The following is a 15,306-nucleotide window of genomic DNA, read 5'->3' on the forward strand; positions in this document are numbered from 1 at the left end:
AACGGAACCATTAGGACGGGTTTTCCAGAACCCGGTATTTTACACTTAAATCTTCAGCTACGTCTTTTAGCAATTCCGCTACATCATCGTCCAGATTACCCACTGCAATTTGCTTTAAAACCGTGGCATGTCTTAACTCTAGATTTTCAATAAAATCTTTTTCAAATTCCTGAATTTTATCCATTGGAACGTCACGCAATAATCCGCGTGTTCCGCAAAAAATCAATGCAATCTGGTGCTCTACCCTCATGGGTTTATATTGGGGTTGTTTTAGCAACTCCACATTTTTTCGTCCTTTATCCAGAACAGCCATGGTAGCCGGATCCAAGTCAGAACCAAATTTTGAAAAAGCTTCCAGTTCCCTATATTGAGCCTGATCAAGTTTCAGCGTACCTGCCACTTTTTTCATGGATTTGATTTGCGCATTTCCTCCAACTCGTGAAACGGAAATCCCAACGTTAATGGCAGGTCGAATTCCGGAGTTAAACAACCCTGTTTCGAGGAATATCTGGCCATCAGTAATTGATATTACATTGGTCGGGATATAAGCAGACACGTCACCGGCTTGTGTTTCAATAATTGGCAAAGCAGTTAATGAGCCTCCTCCCTTTACCAAATGAGCAATGGACGGTGGAAGATCGTTCATTTTTGAAACAATCTCTTTAGATTCAATAAGTTTAGCGGCACGTTCCAGCAAACGTGAATGTAAGTAAAAAACATCACCCGGGAAAGCCTCGCGTCCCGGAGGACGCCTTAACAAAAGAGATACCTCTCTGTATGATACAGCCTGTTTTGATAAGTCATCAAAAACAATAAGTGAATGGCGGCCGGTGTCTCTGAAAAACTCACCAATAGCTGTTCCGGTAAATGGCGCATAAAACTGCATGGCAGCAGGGTCTGAAGCGGTAGCCATTACAACCACTGTATAGTCCATGGCTCCATGTTGTTCCAAAGTTCGTACAATTTGTGCCACCGTACTTCCTTTTTGGCCTATGGCTACATAGACGCAATAAACTGGTTCTCCCCTTTCAAAAAACACCCGCTGATTAATGATGGTATCAATGGCAATGGCTGTTTTCCCGGTTTGGCGGTCACCAATAATCAATTCCCTTTGTCCACGTCCAATGGGAGTCATTGAATCAATGGCTTTTAATCCGGTTTGTAAAGGCTCTTTTACAGGCTGACGATAAATTACTTCCGGGGCTTTTCGTTCCAAAGGCATTTCATAAAGTTCCCCTCTGATTTCTCCTTTACCATCAATTGGTTCTCCAAGAGAGTTAACCACCCGACCGGCCATTCCATCGCCAACTCTGACTGATGCAATACGACCCGTGCGGCGAACTACGTCTCCTTCCCGAACCAAATGGGAAGGGCCAAAAAGCACAATACCCACATTATCTTGCTCAAGGTTTAGAACTACGCCCATGCATTTATCAAGTTCAACCAATTCATTGGATTTCACATTGGTTAAACCAAAAACACGGGCAATTCCGTCACCCACCTGGAGCACGGTACCTACTTCTTCGAGTTGCGAGGCGGCCTGAAATCCTTCTATCTGCTTTCGCAGAAGGGCTGAAACCTCTGAAGGTTTTATTTGTTCCATTAGCTGAACTTCAAATTAGTCAACAATTTCTTTTTCAAAGATCGCAGCTGACCTGATACACTGCCATCTACCATTCGTCCATCTACCATCAGAATCAATCCTCCTATAATATCCTCATTTACACGACACTCAAGCTCTGCTACACAGTCCATTTGTCGTCCAATTGTTTCATTGATTTCCCTGAACATGATTTCAGGTATAGGAAGTGCTGTAATTACTGTTACTGTTTTTATTCCTTTATACTGACGGTACTGATTAATAAAATTTCTCAGTATATTTTCGAGAAGGGTTTCACGGTGATTTTGAATGATGATCTCAACAAATCGCAGAGTATATTCATGGATCTGTTTCCCAAAGATACCTTTAAAAACCTGAACTTTCTTGCCTGGTTTAATTAAACTATTTTTGAGAAATTCTGCCAGATCGGCTGACTCTTTTATCATGTTTTTTAAATATGAGCAATCAATATAAATGCTGTCCAATAACAAGGCATCATCTTTTCCAACAAGGAAAAGTGAATTTGCATATCTTGCTGATATTAAGCTAACATTCATGCTTCAGAACTCTATATTAAAAAACTATTATGAATCTTAATCCCGTATTAAACCTTTTAACGAATACTGACTCTTAATTAAAATTGACGTGATCTAAATATTCACGAATCACACTTTGTTGTCTCTCTTCGCTAACAAGTTCCTGTTTTAGAATCTTTTCAGCTATTTCGAGAGATATAAGGCTTATTTGTTGCCGGATTTCAGATAATGACTCTTGTCGTTCTCTTTCTATTAGCTCACGAGATTGCTGAATAATTTTTTCAGCTTCCCTCGTAGCCGATGCCTTCGCTTCATTTATGATTTCCTCCCGGGTTTCCCTGGTTTCACGCATCATTTTTTCTCGCTCCAGTCGGGTTGTTTCAATCATCTGCCTGCGTGTTTCTGAGAGTTTTAAAACTTCATCCTTAGCCTGTGCTGCATCTTTCAGTGAAAATTCAATATATTCTTCCCGAACTTTTAGAGCACGCAAAATTGGCTTCCATGCGTATCTCCGCAAAAGAAACATCAAGATAAGAAACGACGTTGTTGTCCAGAAAATTAATCCGGGATCCGGTGTTAATAAACCCATGACAATTTTTTTTGGTTAAACCCTGCTTAAACTTAACTTAACCATGCAACAACAATGGCAAAAAGGGTAGCTCCTTCTATTAAAGCGGCTACAACAATCATTGCAGTCTGAATTTTTGAACTGATTTCCGGTTGACGGGACATCGCCTCCATGGCAGCCTGAGCAATGCGGCTGATACCAAATGCAGCGGCAAAAATAATTAACGCGAGTCCGAATACAGTAGAATTAAATTGTTCCATGATAAAAAAGTTTAGTTTGTTTAATGTTCTTCGTTAACTGCCATCCCAATAAAAAGAGATGTTAATAGTGTAAATATATATGCTTGCAATATAGCCACAAGAAATTCCAGTGAAATCATGATCAATGACAATAAAATTGTCATTGGTGCCACCGCAAACGACCGGATAATAAAGATCATAGCTGTAATGGCCAGAATGATGATGTGACCGGCTGTTATATTGGCAAACAAACGGAGCATCAAACCAAATGGCTTAGTAAATATCCCGACTATCTCTACAGGTATCAGAAATATTTTCGCTATAAAAGGAACTCCGGGAGCAATGAGAAGATGTTTCCAATAATGCTTTGATCCAAAAACGTTAATAGCGAGGAATGAAATTACAGCCAGAGTCATGGTAAATGAAATATTACCTGAAAGATTGGCACTTCCCGGGAAGAAGGGAATAAGACCCACCAAATTATTTATCCAGATAAAAAAGAACAATGTAAGCAAATAGGGGGTGAATTTATCCGCCTTTTCCTTATCAATTTGAGCTCTGATAATATCATCGCGTACAAATAAAATAATTGGTTCAACCAGTAACTGGATTCCCTTTGGTACAGCCAAGCCTCCGCGCTTGCTATAACGTTTGGCGGCAGCACCAAATACCCAGAAAATAATAAGACAACCAACAAAGAGGCTAAAAACATTTTTTGTAATGGAAAAACTTAATGGCTTCGAATTAGCTATTGATCCGTTTTCGTTATAAAGTATTGTTCCGTCAGAGTCTGTATAATATATCTTTTCATGATACAACCTTAAATAGGTATCGCCAAACGGCACCACTGATTCAGGCTGCCTAAATGTCCACGACATGAAAAAATGAAGACCTTTATTATGCCATAAAATAACTGGTAACGGGAAATTGATATCAACTTTTTCGCCCTGTGCATTTGTGTATGATAGGATGTGAAAATCGTGTGCATCTTCAATGTGGTGCATTATCATATAAGCAGGATCAAAAGGTTCATCCTCCTTATTTGATTCAGCTGCTTTGGTTTCCATTACATGGAAACCAAAAAAGAAAAGTACACAGATGGTTGATATCAGCTTCATTCAAAAAAAAATATCAAAAATTACAGAAAAACCTACCTCTCATATCCGCTAACTTTTGGGAAACAACCACTTAATCTTCCAAAACGTATCAAATCCCAAAAAAGTAAGATAAGAAACTACACCGACTTTTGCCACTATACGATGATTTGTCTCTTCGGGTTCAAGAAAAATGAATAAAATGAGCAAAAGAATTATCTGACAGAAAAAAGTAATGCCTGCAAACCCCAGCGCAACCCATGATTTATTACTGTCAATCAAATATTTAACAAACAGAGTAGAAATAACAAAAAGCACAAACAATAAAATTGAAAAATAAACCCACTTTGTAAAAATATCAACTTCGAGATGTCGAAAAACAAATAATCCTGCAAAAAAAACAACTAAGCTTAAGATTATTTCTTTTAAAATGATTGAACGCATAAATTTGACTGATTAGATTAAACCTGTTGCATATAAAATAAAAGCCGGTAAAGAATCAGTTGTTGGACACAATAAAAGCCTTTACCGCTTTATAAATTTATGAAAAAAGCCAATAAGAAAAAATCTTATTGGCTATAATTATATCAAATATGATTTAGAATGTTGCAATTAACAGTTTATTAAAAACAGGCATCTACAGAAAAGACTCTCAGAGATTAAGCCATAAATAAGCTGCCTTAGCAACATAAGCTATTTCTTTTCTTCCTTAATCGAAGACGGATTGATGTTAGATCCCCCCATTGCACAGGTTCCTGAGAATAATGCGCCGGGTTCAATTGAGAGTTTGCCTGATTTAATGTCACCATTGACTTTCGATGTCGCCTTTAACGAGAGAAGCTCTAATACAGACATTTTCCCGTTGAGGGTTCCGGAAACTTCTGCGTTGTTACAGGAAATTTCACCTTTTACAAACCCATTATTCCCAATTACAACCTTTCCCTTTGAGTCGATATTGCCTTCAATATTTCCATCAATTCGAATGTCTCCGTTGGTCTCAATATTTCCAACAATCTTTGTTCCTGGTCCAATCATATTGGGAAGTTTACTTTCAGTGTCGTAGCTTTTCATCTTCTTGCTCATTAAAAATAAGTGTTTAAAATTATCTATTCACGAACAGCAATTTCTGCTCATTTTTCCCTCATGCAGGGTAAAGATAACAATTGTGAAATAAATACGGCCATTTATTGTCGGCTTAATGGTAAAATCTGTTTAAGCTTTGTCAATTGTTTATCCTTATTTACCTGACGCATATTGCGAGCAGTTTCAGTATAATAACGATGTTTCGAAATAAAATCAAACTGTTTCTTATTCCATTCCTGAATGCTCATACGACCATTATAACGATTCAATTCTTTAAAAAGATTTTCTGAGAGATTCAGAAAATCAGTTCTTCCGAGGTAATCTAAGTCCGCATCCTTCATTATTGACTCCAGTTTATTGGCTGGCTTTGTTTTGGGACGGGTCACGTTTATCAGCTGAATGATTCTTTCAATTTGGTCGGGATTATAATCAAACCGGGGAAGAATGTCATTACATAGTTCGATGCTGATCTGCTCGTGATTCTCATATGTTATCAGGAATCCAGTATCATGCATCAAAGCTGCAGTCTTCAGCAGTAATAATTCTTCTTCTGAAACACCCTCTCCCCTTCCTATGATCTCTACCTGTGTTACAACATCAATTGTATGTTTAACGTTATGATAACAAATATCAACTGGTAGTTCATTCTCGAGTCTTTCCAGTATCGCTTCTTCCAGATCAATAAAACGAATGTGCTGCAGTCTGACTTTAAAGAGTTCATTTGGTTGGTTTCGCTTATTTTCTTCCGCTAACTCAGGTACAATTCCTTTGACAAAATACATATCAATCTCTCCCTTATATTTTATTGGCATCTTCCCTCTGTATTCACAAACAAAAAAATCTTTTACCAACTGATAAGTTGCTCCTGTAACATTAATTTCTCCGGCAATACCAGAAGATTCCATCCTACTGGCAATGTTGACGGTATCACCCCAAATATCGGGAGCTGTTTTGTTTCGACCTACCCGACCTGAAATCACCGGTCCTGTATGAATTCCGATTCTAAGCTCCCAAAAATCCTGATGATCTATAATTTTTTTTGACCTGAGACTTACCATATGGTTTTGAATCTCTAATGCCACCAGTATCATTTTCAATGCATGTATCCGATTTTTCTCCGGGATACCTCCGGCTGCCATGTAGGCGTCTCCTATGGTTTTAATCTTTTCAACTCCGTGTTTTTCGACAATGGAGTCAAATTTTATAAAAAAATCATCCAGTTCATCAATGAGCAAATCAGGATTGAGATGCTCTACTATTTTTGTAAACCCCTGAATATCGGCAAATAAAACTGTGACACTTTTGTATTTTACTGATTTAACCTTTGTTCCGTCTTTTGTATGTGCTACCGATTCGGAATCAAAACCGGTTCGGATTTGCATTGCCTTTTCCTTTACTTTTAACGCTTTTTCGACTCGAATATTGACTAAATGCTCAATTTTTTTTTGTACTTGTCGACGAATGTATGTGTATAAAACATATGCAAATAAAAGGAACAAAAAAATCAGGGTCAAGTTTGAAATGTTAAAACTCAACATGGCTTTTAAAAAAGCCATAGATACTAAATCAGAAAATTCTATATAAAATGTATCAATCATCGTAATTATATGTAAACAATAGCAACGATATAGCTTGCAAAAATAAAATCATAGTAAGAAGTTAGGCACATAAAAGACTATTTCAACACTCCCCAAAAATACCATGTAATAACTGGCAGTTAAAAAAGTGGCTTCTCAGATAAATTAAGGTTCTGTTCAAGAAATAGCGACTGGAGCAATGCTTACCTGAAAATCATTCCTTCAACAAAAATCAGGACAAACATGCCTTCCATTGTAAATATAACAAGAAACTGATTAAATTCACATTTAAATTGACAAAGCTACCTTTCTTTGTTGTAAACAGCCCAAATAGATTTTTTTGTCAATACAATAACATTGAAAAATTATGATGAAACGAGCTTTGTTGCTATAAATTCATGATGAAATTTGAACTTTTTATCAAAATCCGGCAACCGAATTTAAAAAAGTACGTAACCATCAGTACAACGTTTCTGAAAAAACGGACTTTAGCTGAATTTGAATAAATGTTGAAACTTAATAACAACATATCTAAAAATGCAATGCATTTCTATGATAATATCTGTCAGGTAAATATTCGTTAATAAAATAATTTAAATAAAAAGTGTTTTAAATATTATCAAATGTGCTATATTTATTTCGCAAAAATTAACCTCTGAACTAAATTATCATATGGAAACCCTTAATCATAGCATCATAGTACCGTACGATTTCACGGAAGTCGCTATGAATGCTGTTGCACATGCAGTTATACTATCTAAACAATTGGATACTGGTATCACACTTTTGCACATTGTAAAAAAAGATACCGAGATAAAAGAAATGGAGCAACAACTTTCAAGTGATGCTCTTCGGGTAAACGAGCTGCATAATATCAAGCCAAATACGCTTGTAAGAGAAGGTTCTATTTTTAAAACAATAAACCAGGTTGCTCATGAACTTGATGCGACCCTCATTGTTATGGGAACCCATGGCATGAAAGGTCTGCAAAAGCTCACTGGCAGCTGGGCATTAAAGGTTATTGTTGGCTCCAAAATTCCATTCCTTGTAATTCAGGATGCACCAAAACTAAGCGAAGATCAACTAAAATTGGTTTTCCCGGTTGATTTCAAATCCGAGAATAAAGAGAAACTGAAGTGGGTTCAATTTATGAATAAGCATTTCCCGGCAAAAACATTGCTTTTTTCATCAACATCCAAGGAAGGTGTAGTTGAACCAAGAACCAAAGCAAACTTGGTTTTCTGTAAATCATTCTTAGAGGAAAAAAAGATTGATTACGAGTTGGTTCTATCAAAAAATGCAGCTTCATTCAGCCAGGAAACCATCGATTTTGCAAAAAGCCGAAATGCTGACATCATTATTATTATGACTACCAGAGATATTGCATTCCATGATTATGTTTTAGGAGCACAGGAGCAATATATGATAGCAAATTCTGCGAAAATTCCTGTTATGGTAATTAATCCCAGAACAGACCTAATGAAATATGGCTACGGAAATTTCGGATAAAAACAAAAACCAAATAAATAAAGCCCTCTCTGAAATCATATTATCAGGAAGGGCTTTTTTTCTTCTTGCCAGCAGGATAATAAACAATAATTAATCAACTATAGACGTTAATATTTTCAATACAACTTAAACACATGCAATTCATCTTCGCCACTCATAATCAGCACAAATTAACAGAAATTTCCCAATTGCTAAGAAATAAGATTGACCTTCTAAGTTTAAATGATGTTGGTCACACTACTGAGATCGAGGAAAACGGCAAAGATTTACTTGAAAATGCCTTAATTAAAGCACGAACAATATTCAACCTGTACGGAAAAAACACTTTTGCAGATGATACCGGACTAGAAATTGAAGCACTAGACGGTCAACCAGGAGTTTATTCAGCAAGATTTGCAGGCGAAGAAAAAGATGCAAATGCCAACATGAACAAAGTTCTGAAATTAATGCATAATATTGAAAACAGAAAAGCACGATTCAGAACCATAATTGCGCTTATTGTGGATGGCAATGAACATATATTTGAAGGGATTGTAAATGGAACAATTTTACGAGAACCCAAAGGGAATAAAGGCTTTGGATATGATCCCATTTTTCAACCAGACGATAAAATGATTTCATTTGCAGAAATGGATGCAGAAGAAAAAAACAGAATCAGCCACAGAGGGAAAGCCATTGAAAAACTCATAGAGTTTTTCAATAACATGTAATGATTTCAATACGAAGTTATAAATCATTAAATTTGGCGTAATAAAACAAATTGTAAAACCAATTATTGATGTATCTCCTCCCTACCCGTCAACAACAAAACAATTAAGAATGAACAGGTTCATAATAATATTCTTTCTGCTCCTTAGCAGCAATATATTGGCCAGTGATAACGGTCAACTGCGCATAGGAGAATGGCAAACTCACTTTGCATATAATAGAAGCAATCAGGTCATTTCAACTCCAAATCAAATACTTGGCGCAACATCTCTAGGATTGATTGTTATAGAAAAATCAGATTTTTCAGTTAACACATTAAACAGAGTAAATGGACTATCAGATTATGGTATTTCAGCACTATATTATTACGCTGAAAGAAATTTGATTATAGTTGGATACGAGAATGGAAACATTGATATTATTGCTAATAATAAAGTCATAAACATTAACGACCTAAGGCTAAAGGTAATGGATGGCAACAAAGCCATCAATCATTTTATTGCTGATGGGAACAGACTGTATTGTGCCACAAACTTCGGTATTTTAGTCATCAATTTAAACAGGTATGAAATCGAATCGACCTATTATATTGGTGATAATGCTTCCAACCTTCAGGTGAATCAAATTGCCATTGATCAGGAATATTTATATGCTGCCACATCAGAAGGAGTCCGCAGGGCACGACTAAATGCGCCGGATATACACATTTACACCTCCTGGGAGGTATATTCTTCGTCTTCAGTCATGTACTCAGCAATTGCCAATCATGCCGGTAGAATATTTGCTGCAAGAGGGAATAAGGGAGAGACCGTTAGCATCGAGTATATTGAAAATAATCAGACTCATACACTGTCATCTGCTTCGAATTTTCAAAACATCAAATCTATTCCAAATGGCCTCTTGGTAATTAACTCAAGTAATATAAGACTATATAACAACGAATTACAATCCACACTCAATATTTCAGAACTAACTTTAGGCGGGTCACAAATAACACCACAATTCAGAGATGCAGTAATTGGTGGGACAAACGAAATATGGATATCCGATAACAATAATGGTCTGGTAGCAAGACCCCTGAACGAAGCCGTTTGGTCAAATTATTTGCCACAAGGACCACTTACGAACAGAGCACACAGAATTAAAATGGCTGCAGAAAATCTCTGGGTGGTTCCGGGAGGATTAACTGCATTTTGGAATAATGCCAATATTCCAGCATCAGCATCCGTTTTAAATTCAAGTGGTTGGATTCATCTGACGAGTGGAAATACACCCACATTTAACAATAGTCGTGACTTGGTGACTATTACTCCAAATCCCAGAAATCCCAAAAACGTATTTCTAAGTTCGTGGGGAAGTGGAATATTTGAAGTTGATGATGAGAATAACAAACCTTTTGTAAAAAACTGGTTTTTCACTCCGGAAAACGGTTTAGTTAGCGTTATCCCCGGATCTAGATTTGTCAGAATTGCAGCTGCTTCTTTTGACAGAAACAATGTACTATGGATATCAAACAGTGAAGTTGAAAATGGGTTAGTAGCTTACTTTCCTGAGACTGAATCCTGGATGCGTTATAGCTATGAGACTCTATCCATTAATCAAGGGATGGCTCCAATGATTGCGACATCATGGGGACACAAGTGGTTAAGTGTCTTTAGAGGCAGATCGAGAGGAATCTTTGTTTGGGATGATAATAATACGCCACTAAATCAAAGTGATGATCGTTACAGGGGAGCCATACATCCATCTGCAGAAAACGACAGACGAAATGCAGGTCAGCTACTACTTTGGGATCAAAACGGAGAAGTTATAACAGACCTAATATTTGACATGGCTGAAGATCAAAATGGCCACATATGGCTTGGGACTGATAAAGGGGTCGTAGTTCAATACCAGCCATTCTCGATATTCAATATTGAAAGACCAGTATTTACAAGAATATTAGTCCCAAGACGAGATGGGACAAATAATGCTGATTTCCTTCTGGGTGATAAAATTGTAAGCGTGATTAAAGTGGATGGAGGCAACCGAAAATGGCTGGGCACTCAAGGTTCAGGAGTATATCTTGTCTCACCAGACGGTAGCAGACAAATACATGCATTCAATACAACCAACAGTCCTTTGCCATCTGATTATATTAACGATATTACCATAAACGAAAAAACTGGAGAGGTTTTTATCGCTACCGGGGAAGGCATTGTTTCATTCAGAGGAACGGCAACAGGAGGAAGTTCAAATTTTTCTAACATTTATGCATTCCCAAATCCAGTTAGGCCTGAATTTACCGGGGATATTACAATAACCGGACTGATGGCCAGAAGCAATGTTAAAATTACAGATGTATCCGGTAAACTGGTTTTTGAAACGGTTTCAGTTGGTGGACAGGCATTCTGGGACGGAAGAAACCTTTGGGGAGAGCCTGTAAAATCAGGAATATACCTGATTTTTGTTGCCTCCGAAGATGGAAGCCAATCAGGTGTCACGAAAGTTGCTATCATTAGATAAATTAAAAATTGATTATATGCTTAAAAAATACATTGCAATTACATCTGTATTAGCATTAATAGCAGTAATTGTGCTGGCATTTTTATATTTGCATAAATACCAACAGTTTACAAACAACAGCCCAATCCATGCAGTTCCTGTTGATGCAGCCATCATACTGCAAATCAATAATCCTCAACAATTAAAAAGAAACTTAACAAGAAGCAACAGCTTCCTTAATGATTTAACCCCATTTGAAAGCTACAGGTTTGTCAAGAACATCATCAATTTTACAGATTCCTCTGAGATAATTACCAACTCTGTTCTTGATGATTACCTCAGCAGAACATTTATTCTGTCCATACACACTTTAAGCGATGACGCATCTACAGGTTGGCTAATCAACGCCCCAATAAAATCAAGAGCTGAACTGACCGAAATCAACCGGCTTATTTCATCAAGAAATTTAGTAAAAGCCAACGAAAGCCATAAAGGATCACGATACTTTCATATTCTTAACAAAGACCATATCCCGGATTCCATTTATGCTTCTGTAAATAATGGATACCTAACACTTTCAGGATCTAGGGAACTCATCGAAAAATCCATTTCGCAGGTTCAATCCGGTAATTCTTTATTGGACAACCCGCAATTCAGTCGCATTCAAAAAACTTCTTTAACATCAAATATCGCAAGTTGTTACATCAATTTTAAAACCCTTCCTGGCATAACTTCACAACTGTTCTCGGCACCAGCTCTAGAGCATTTTTCAGGTTGGAGTGAACTTAATATGGATATTCGAACCGATGCCATATATCTAAACGGATTCTCATTTGGAGATGAACCGGGTCATTTCACCAAATTGTTCAGAGGAGTTGAACCGGGAAAGTCTGAGATTGCTAATGTTTTGCCCGGAACAACGCGGTTTTTAACAAGCTATAATTTTAAATCAAAAGGACGATTTAAAGAGAATTTGATTGAATTTATTAGTAATCAACCAACTTCTGATAATTACGAAAGAAAAAATGCCGGTTTCAAAACCAGAAACAGAGACAGTTTTGAAGAACTGTTTTTTTCCTTTATAATGAATGAAGCAGCTTATATTCTTTCCGATCCGGATATAAACAACAACTATTCGTCGTTTTTGGTGTTCAACACAACAGGACAAGTAAATGCCATGCAGGCACTGCGTGCATTAATGACCAATAGCGGCATGGATCCTGAGAAGCACCGGGAGATCATCCTTGATGATCAAACACGTTTTCAGGTGTATGATACACCTGAAAAAGATATTATAAAAGAGTTTTGGGGTCATTTTTTCCCTGATGTTCCAGCAAATTATTTCACCTTTTACAGAAATTACCTGATTTTTGGAGAATCAAGTGAGTCCATCTCCCGTTTTATCTACTCAAACATCCTGAATAAAACACTCTCAACACATCCATATTATTCGCCATTTACAGAAAGTTTTTCATACCAGGAGAACTTTTTCCTTTTTGCTGAGGTTCCCCATATCTTTAAAATGGCCGAAAGCCATTTTAACCGATCTGTAATTAATCCCACGCGTGAACAAACTCAGGCGCTTGAAAACTTCTATGGCCTGGGAATACAGCTGTCATCGGCGAATGATCTTATTTACACATCGGTGCATGGAAATTATGCTCCCCATAGAGATAAGGAACCCAGAACAATTTGGCAAAGCAGGCTTGACTCAACCATCATCGGGAAACCGGCTCTGGTGGACAATCACAACACGGGTGAGAAAGAAATTCTTGTTCAGGATGCACATTACAACCTCTACCTCATCAATAATTTGGGACGTGTGTTGTGGAAAAGACCCCTGGATGGACCCATTATGGGTGATGTAATTCAGATTGATTATTACAAAAATAACAAACTCCAATATCTTTTTAATACACCAAACAGGCTTTGGTTACTCGACAGAAACGGCAACCATGTTGCACGTTTCCCAGTTAACTTTCCTTCAAAAGCCACCAACCCAATCGCGGTATTTGATTATGATAACAATAAAGAGTATAGGATTTTTGTGGCGCTCGAAGATCAAAGGGTATATTTATATGATAAAACCGGGAACAGAGTTCCCGGCTGGAGCGTGCCATCTACAGAGGGAATGGTTTCAGCACCTATACAGTACTTTAGAAACCTGGGGCGTGATTATATAGTTTTCAGTGACCAATTTAGAAACTACATACTCGACAGAAGAGGAGACAACAGAGTTACTCCTTCTGCTAATTTCATCCGCAATTCCGGCTCACCATTTTATCTGGAGAGAGAAAACTCCAACAGGGCAGCATTAGTAACCACCACCATAACCGGAGAGCTCGCTAAAATAGCTTTGCCGTCGGGGAACACAACTCTTGAAACGCTTATTGAATCTCCGGGAAGTCATCATTTTACCCTTCTATCGGCAAATTCAGCAAACCCCGAGTATTTATATACTACAATCAACCAACTGATTGTTTTTAACCAATCGGGGAGGAAAGCGATGGAAGTGAACTTTGAAAATCAGATTCATCCGCATGCTGATCTGTATAGATTTACTGCCACTGATATAAAATTTGGCGTGGTTGAACAAACTGGTGGGCATATTCATTTAATTAACCGGGACGGATCCCATTATCAGGGATTCCCTCTTCGCGGAATCAGCAGATTCAGCATCGGATTTTTAAGATCGTCGGCTTACCGATTTAACCTTATTACAGGCGGCGAACACAATTATCTGTATAATTACAGGGTAGAATAGCAAAATCAAACACAGTCATGGACAAGATAAAAATCGGAGTTTTAGGAGTATCAAACCACTTTATTAAAAGAATTGTTTTACCCCTCCGTAAAACAAAGAACTGTTACATTTACGCCATTGCATCACGAAAAAGAGAACAGGCTGAGCAAATTGCAAAAGAATTTAATATTCCGGTGGCTCACCAAAACTATCAAGAGCTCATAGATGATCCTGAAATTGATGCTGTTTATATCCCTCTGCCAAATCATTTACATGCCGAGTGGACTATAAAAGCTCTAAAGGCAAAAAAGCCTGTACTTTGCGAAAAACCACTCTCCATGGATGCTAATGAAGCGATAGCGCTTCATAAGTTATCAGCAGAATCCAAAATTCCCTTGATGGAGGCATTCATGTACCGCTTTCATCCCTTGTGGAAACACATTAAGGATATGATAGCCACCAATCAAATAGGAGACATCAACCAGATTCAAACTTCATTTTCATACAACAATCCTTCGCCGGGAAATATCCGTAACATTGAAGAGTATGGTGGAGGAGCTTTAATGGATATTGGATGTTATGCCGTATCCGTTCCAAGGTTTTTACTGGGGAAAGAACCCTCAAGAGTTCTTTCACTGGTTACGCGCCACCCCGAATTTAAAACCGATATGCACACATCCGGAATCCTCGATTTTGATGAATCTCGTGCATCTTTTTATGTATCAACCCTTTCTGAACCTTTTCAAAAGGTAGATATAATTGGAACATCAGGAAGCATAACTGTTCATTTACCATTTAACACCTATGTTGATGTTCCGGCAGAAGTCTCCATCAGCTCTTCTACTGGCTCAAGAATTATAAAATTCCCTCCATCAGACGCTTACGGGTTAATGTTTGATGCCTTTGCCGAAGCATTAATAAATGAACAACCCATGCCGGTTGAAACCATGGATGCCGTTAACAATATGAAGGTGATTGATGCACTAAAAAAATCTGCACAATCAAATGTCTGGAAGCAAGTTTGATTTGCAAATTAAATAGGTGGTCAACACATTAGGCAACCATCATCAATAAAAACGGGTCGTTGCTGTAAAAAAATCAATGTGCACGCCAAGTTGTAATATCTTTACTTAAAGGAATTCTATCTTCCTGGTTTTTGTAGGTG

At 37.6% G+C, this 15,306-nt stretch carries 13 protein-coding genes; 5 read left to right on the forward strand and 8 right to left on the reverse strand.

Translation table 11 applies throughout. The features are described from left to right. Positions 1 to 10: 10 nt before the first annotated feature. From atpA to EV194_RS02630, 8 genes are all read right to left on the reverse strand, one after another. Positions 11 to 1,603, reverse strand: coding sequence for a F0F1 ATP synthase subunit alpha (gene atpA, locus EV194_RS02595; protein WP_132431783.1), 1,593 nt, complete (start codon positions 1,601 to 1,603; stop codon positions 11 to 13). Next, a complete protein-coding gene (gene atpH, locus EV194_RS02600) occupies positions 1,603 to 2,157 on the reverse strand; it encodes an ATP synthase F1 subunit delta (protein WP_132431785.1) in 555 nt (184 codons plus the stop codon). The genes atpA and atpH overlap by 1 nt, the downstream gene beginning before the upstream one ends. Before the next feature lie 73 nt (positions 2,158 to 2,230). Next, positions 2,231 to 2,725: a F0F1 ATP synthase subunit B gene (gene atpF / locus EV194_RS02605; protein WP_132431787.1), complete on the reverse strand. Its 495-nt coding sequence runs from the start codon at positions 2,723 to 2,725 to the stop codon at positions 2,231 to 2,233. A gap of 32 nt (positions 2,726 to 2,757) precedes the next feature. After that, a complete protein-coding gene (locus tag EV194_RS02610) occupies positions 2,758 to 2,964 on the reverse strand; it encodes an ATP synthase F0 subunit C (RefSeq protein ID WP_132431789.1) in 207 nt (68 codons plus the stop codon). Between the two features lie 20 nt (positions 2,965 to 2,984). Further along, positions 2,985 to 4,061, reverse strand: a complete 1,077-nt coding sequence (gene atpB, locus EV194_RS02615) for a F0F1 ATP synthase subunit A (protein WP_132431791.1) — start codon at positions 4,059 to 4,061, stop codon at positions 2,985 to 2,987. 48 nt (positions 4,062 to 4,109) lie between these two features. Then, positions 4,110 to 4,481 carry a hypothetical protein gene (locus EV194_RS02620; RefSeq protein ID WP_132431793.1) on the reverse strand — a complete coding sequence of 124 codons (372 nt, stop codon included), beginning with the start codon at positions 4,479 to 4,481 and terminating at the stop codon, positions 4,110 to 4,112. Positions 4,482 to 4,730: 249 nt separating this feature from the next. Then, positions 4,731 to 5,120 (reverse strand): bactofilin family protein, encoded by a 390-nt coding sequence (locus EV194_RS02625; protein ID WP_243699305.1) that lies wholly within the window; start codon positions 5,118 to 5,120, stop codon positions 4,731 to 4,733. A 101-nt stretch (positions 5,121 to 5,221) separates the two neighbouring features. Continuing rightward, on the reverse strand, positions 5,222 to 6,676 hold the full coding sequence (locus EV194_RS02630; RefSeq protein WP_243699306.1) for an adenylate/guanylate cyclase domain-containing protein: 1,455 nt from the start codon (positions 6,674 to 6,676) through the stop codon (positions 5,222 to 5,224). Between the two features lie 693 nt (positions 6,677 to 7,369). On the opposite strand from EV194_RS02630, the gene EV194_RS02635 reads away from it, so the two are divergent. The 5 genes from EV194_RS02635 (at position 7,370) to EV194_RS02655 (ending at position 15,166) form a co-directional block, all read left to right on the forward strand. Further along, complete coding sequence (locus EV194_RS02635) at positions 7,370 to 8,206, forward strand: universal stress protein (protein ID WP_132431798.1); 837 nt, start codon at positions 7,370 to 7,372, stop codon at positions 8,204 to 8,206. 134 nt (positions 8,207 to 8,340) lie between these two features. Further along, positions 8,341 to 8,916: an RdgB/HAM1 family non-canonical purine NTP pyrophosphatase gene (rdgB, locus tag EV194_RS02640; protein ID WP_132431800.1), complete on the forward strand. Its 576-nt coding sequence runs from the start codon at positions 8,341 to 8,343 to the stop codon at positions 8,914 to 8,916. A gap of 109 nt (positions 8,917 to 9,025) precedes the next feature. Next, positions 9,026 to 11,419, forward strand: a complete 2,394-nt coding sequence (porZ, locus tag EV194_RS02645; protein WP_132431803.1) for a type IX secretion system anionic LPS delivery protein PorZ — start codon at positions 9,026 to 9,028, stop codon at positions 11,417 to 11,419. A gap of 16 nt (positions 11,420 to 11,435) precedes the next feature. Next, positions 11,436 to 14,162, forward strand: a complete 2,727-nt coding sequence (locus tag EV194_RS02650; protein WP_165921779.1) for a DUF3352 domain-containing protein — start codon at positions 11,436 to 11,438, stop codon at positions 14,160 to 14,162. Between the two features lie 17 nt (positions 14,163 to 14,179). Continuing rightward, positions 14,180 to 15,166, forward strand: coding sequence for a Gfo/Idh/MocA family protein (locus tag EV194_RS02655; protein ID WP_132431807.1), 987 nt, complete (start codon positions 14,180 to 14,182; stop codon positions 15,164 to 15,166). Positions 15,167 to 15,306: the final 140 nt, after the last annotated feature.

It is taken from the genome of Natronoflexus pectinivorans, from assembly GCF_004345615.1.
GTDB classification, from domain to species: domain Bacteria; phylum Bacteroidota; class Bacteroidia; order Bacteroidales; family Marinilabiliaceae; genus Natronoflexus; species Natronoflexus pectinivorans.

What these genes read in the sequence shown, in the direction of transcription:
- atpA (WP_132431783.1), bottom strand. Translation starts at nt 1,603, where the DNA reads ATGGAACAAATAAAACCTTCAGAGGTTTCAGCCCTTCTGCGAAAGCAG.
- atpH (WP_132431785.1), bottom strand. Translation starts at nt 2,157, where the DNA reads ATGAATGTTAGCTTAATATCAGCAAGATATGCAAATTCACTTTTCCTT.
- atpF (WP_132431787.1), bottom strand. Translation starts at nt 2,725, where the DNA reads ATGGGTTTATTAACACCGGATCCCGGATTAATTTTCTGGACAACAACG.
- EV194_RS02610 (WP_132431789.1), bottom strand. Translation starts at nt 2,964, where the DNA reads ATGGAACAATTTAATTCTACTGTATTCGGACTCGCGTTAATTATTTTT.
- atpB (WP_132431791.1), bottom strand. Translation starts at nt 4,061, where the DNA reads ATGAAGCTGATATCAACCATCTGTGTACTTTTCTTTTTTGGTTTCCAT.
- EV194_RS02620 (WP_132431793.1), bottom strand. Translation starts at nt 4,481, where the DNA reads ATGCGTTCAATCATTTTAAAAGAAATAATCTTAAGCTTAGTTGTTTTT.
- EV194_RS02625 (WP_243699305.1), bottom strand. Translation starts at nt 5,120, where the DNA reads ATGAGCAAGAAGATGAAAAGCTACGACACTGAAAGTAAACTTCCCAAT.
- EV194_RS02630 (WP_243699306.1), bottom strand. Translation starts at nt 6,676, where the DNA reads ATGGCTTTTTTAAAAGCCATGTTGAGTTTTAACATTTCAAACTTGACC.
- EV194_RS02635 (WP_132431798.1), top strand. Translation starts at nt 7,370, where the DNA reads ATGGAAACCCTTAATCATAGCATCATAGTACCGTACGATTTCACGGAA.
- rdgB (WP_132431800.1), top strand. Translation starts at nt 8,341, where the DNA reads ATGCAATTCATCTTCGCCACTCATAATCAGCACAAATTAACAGAAATT.
- porZ (WP_132431803.1), top strand. Translation starts at nt 9,026, where the DNA reads ATGAACAGGTTCATAATAATATTCTTTCTGCTCCTTAGCAGCAATATA.
- EV194_RS02650 (WP_165921779.1), top strand. Translation starts at nt 11,436, where the DNA reads ATGCTTAAAAAATACATTGCAATTACATCTGTATTAGCATTAATAGCA.
- EV194_RS02655 (WP_132431807.1), top strand. Translation starts at nt 14,180, where the DNA reads ATGGACAAGATAAAAATCGGAGTTTTAGGAGTATCAAACCACTTTATT.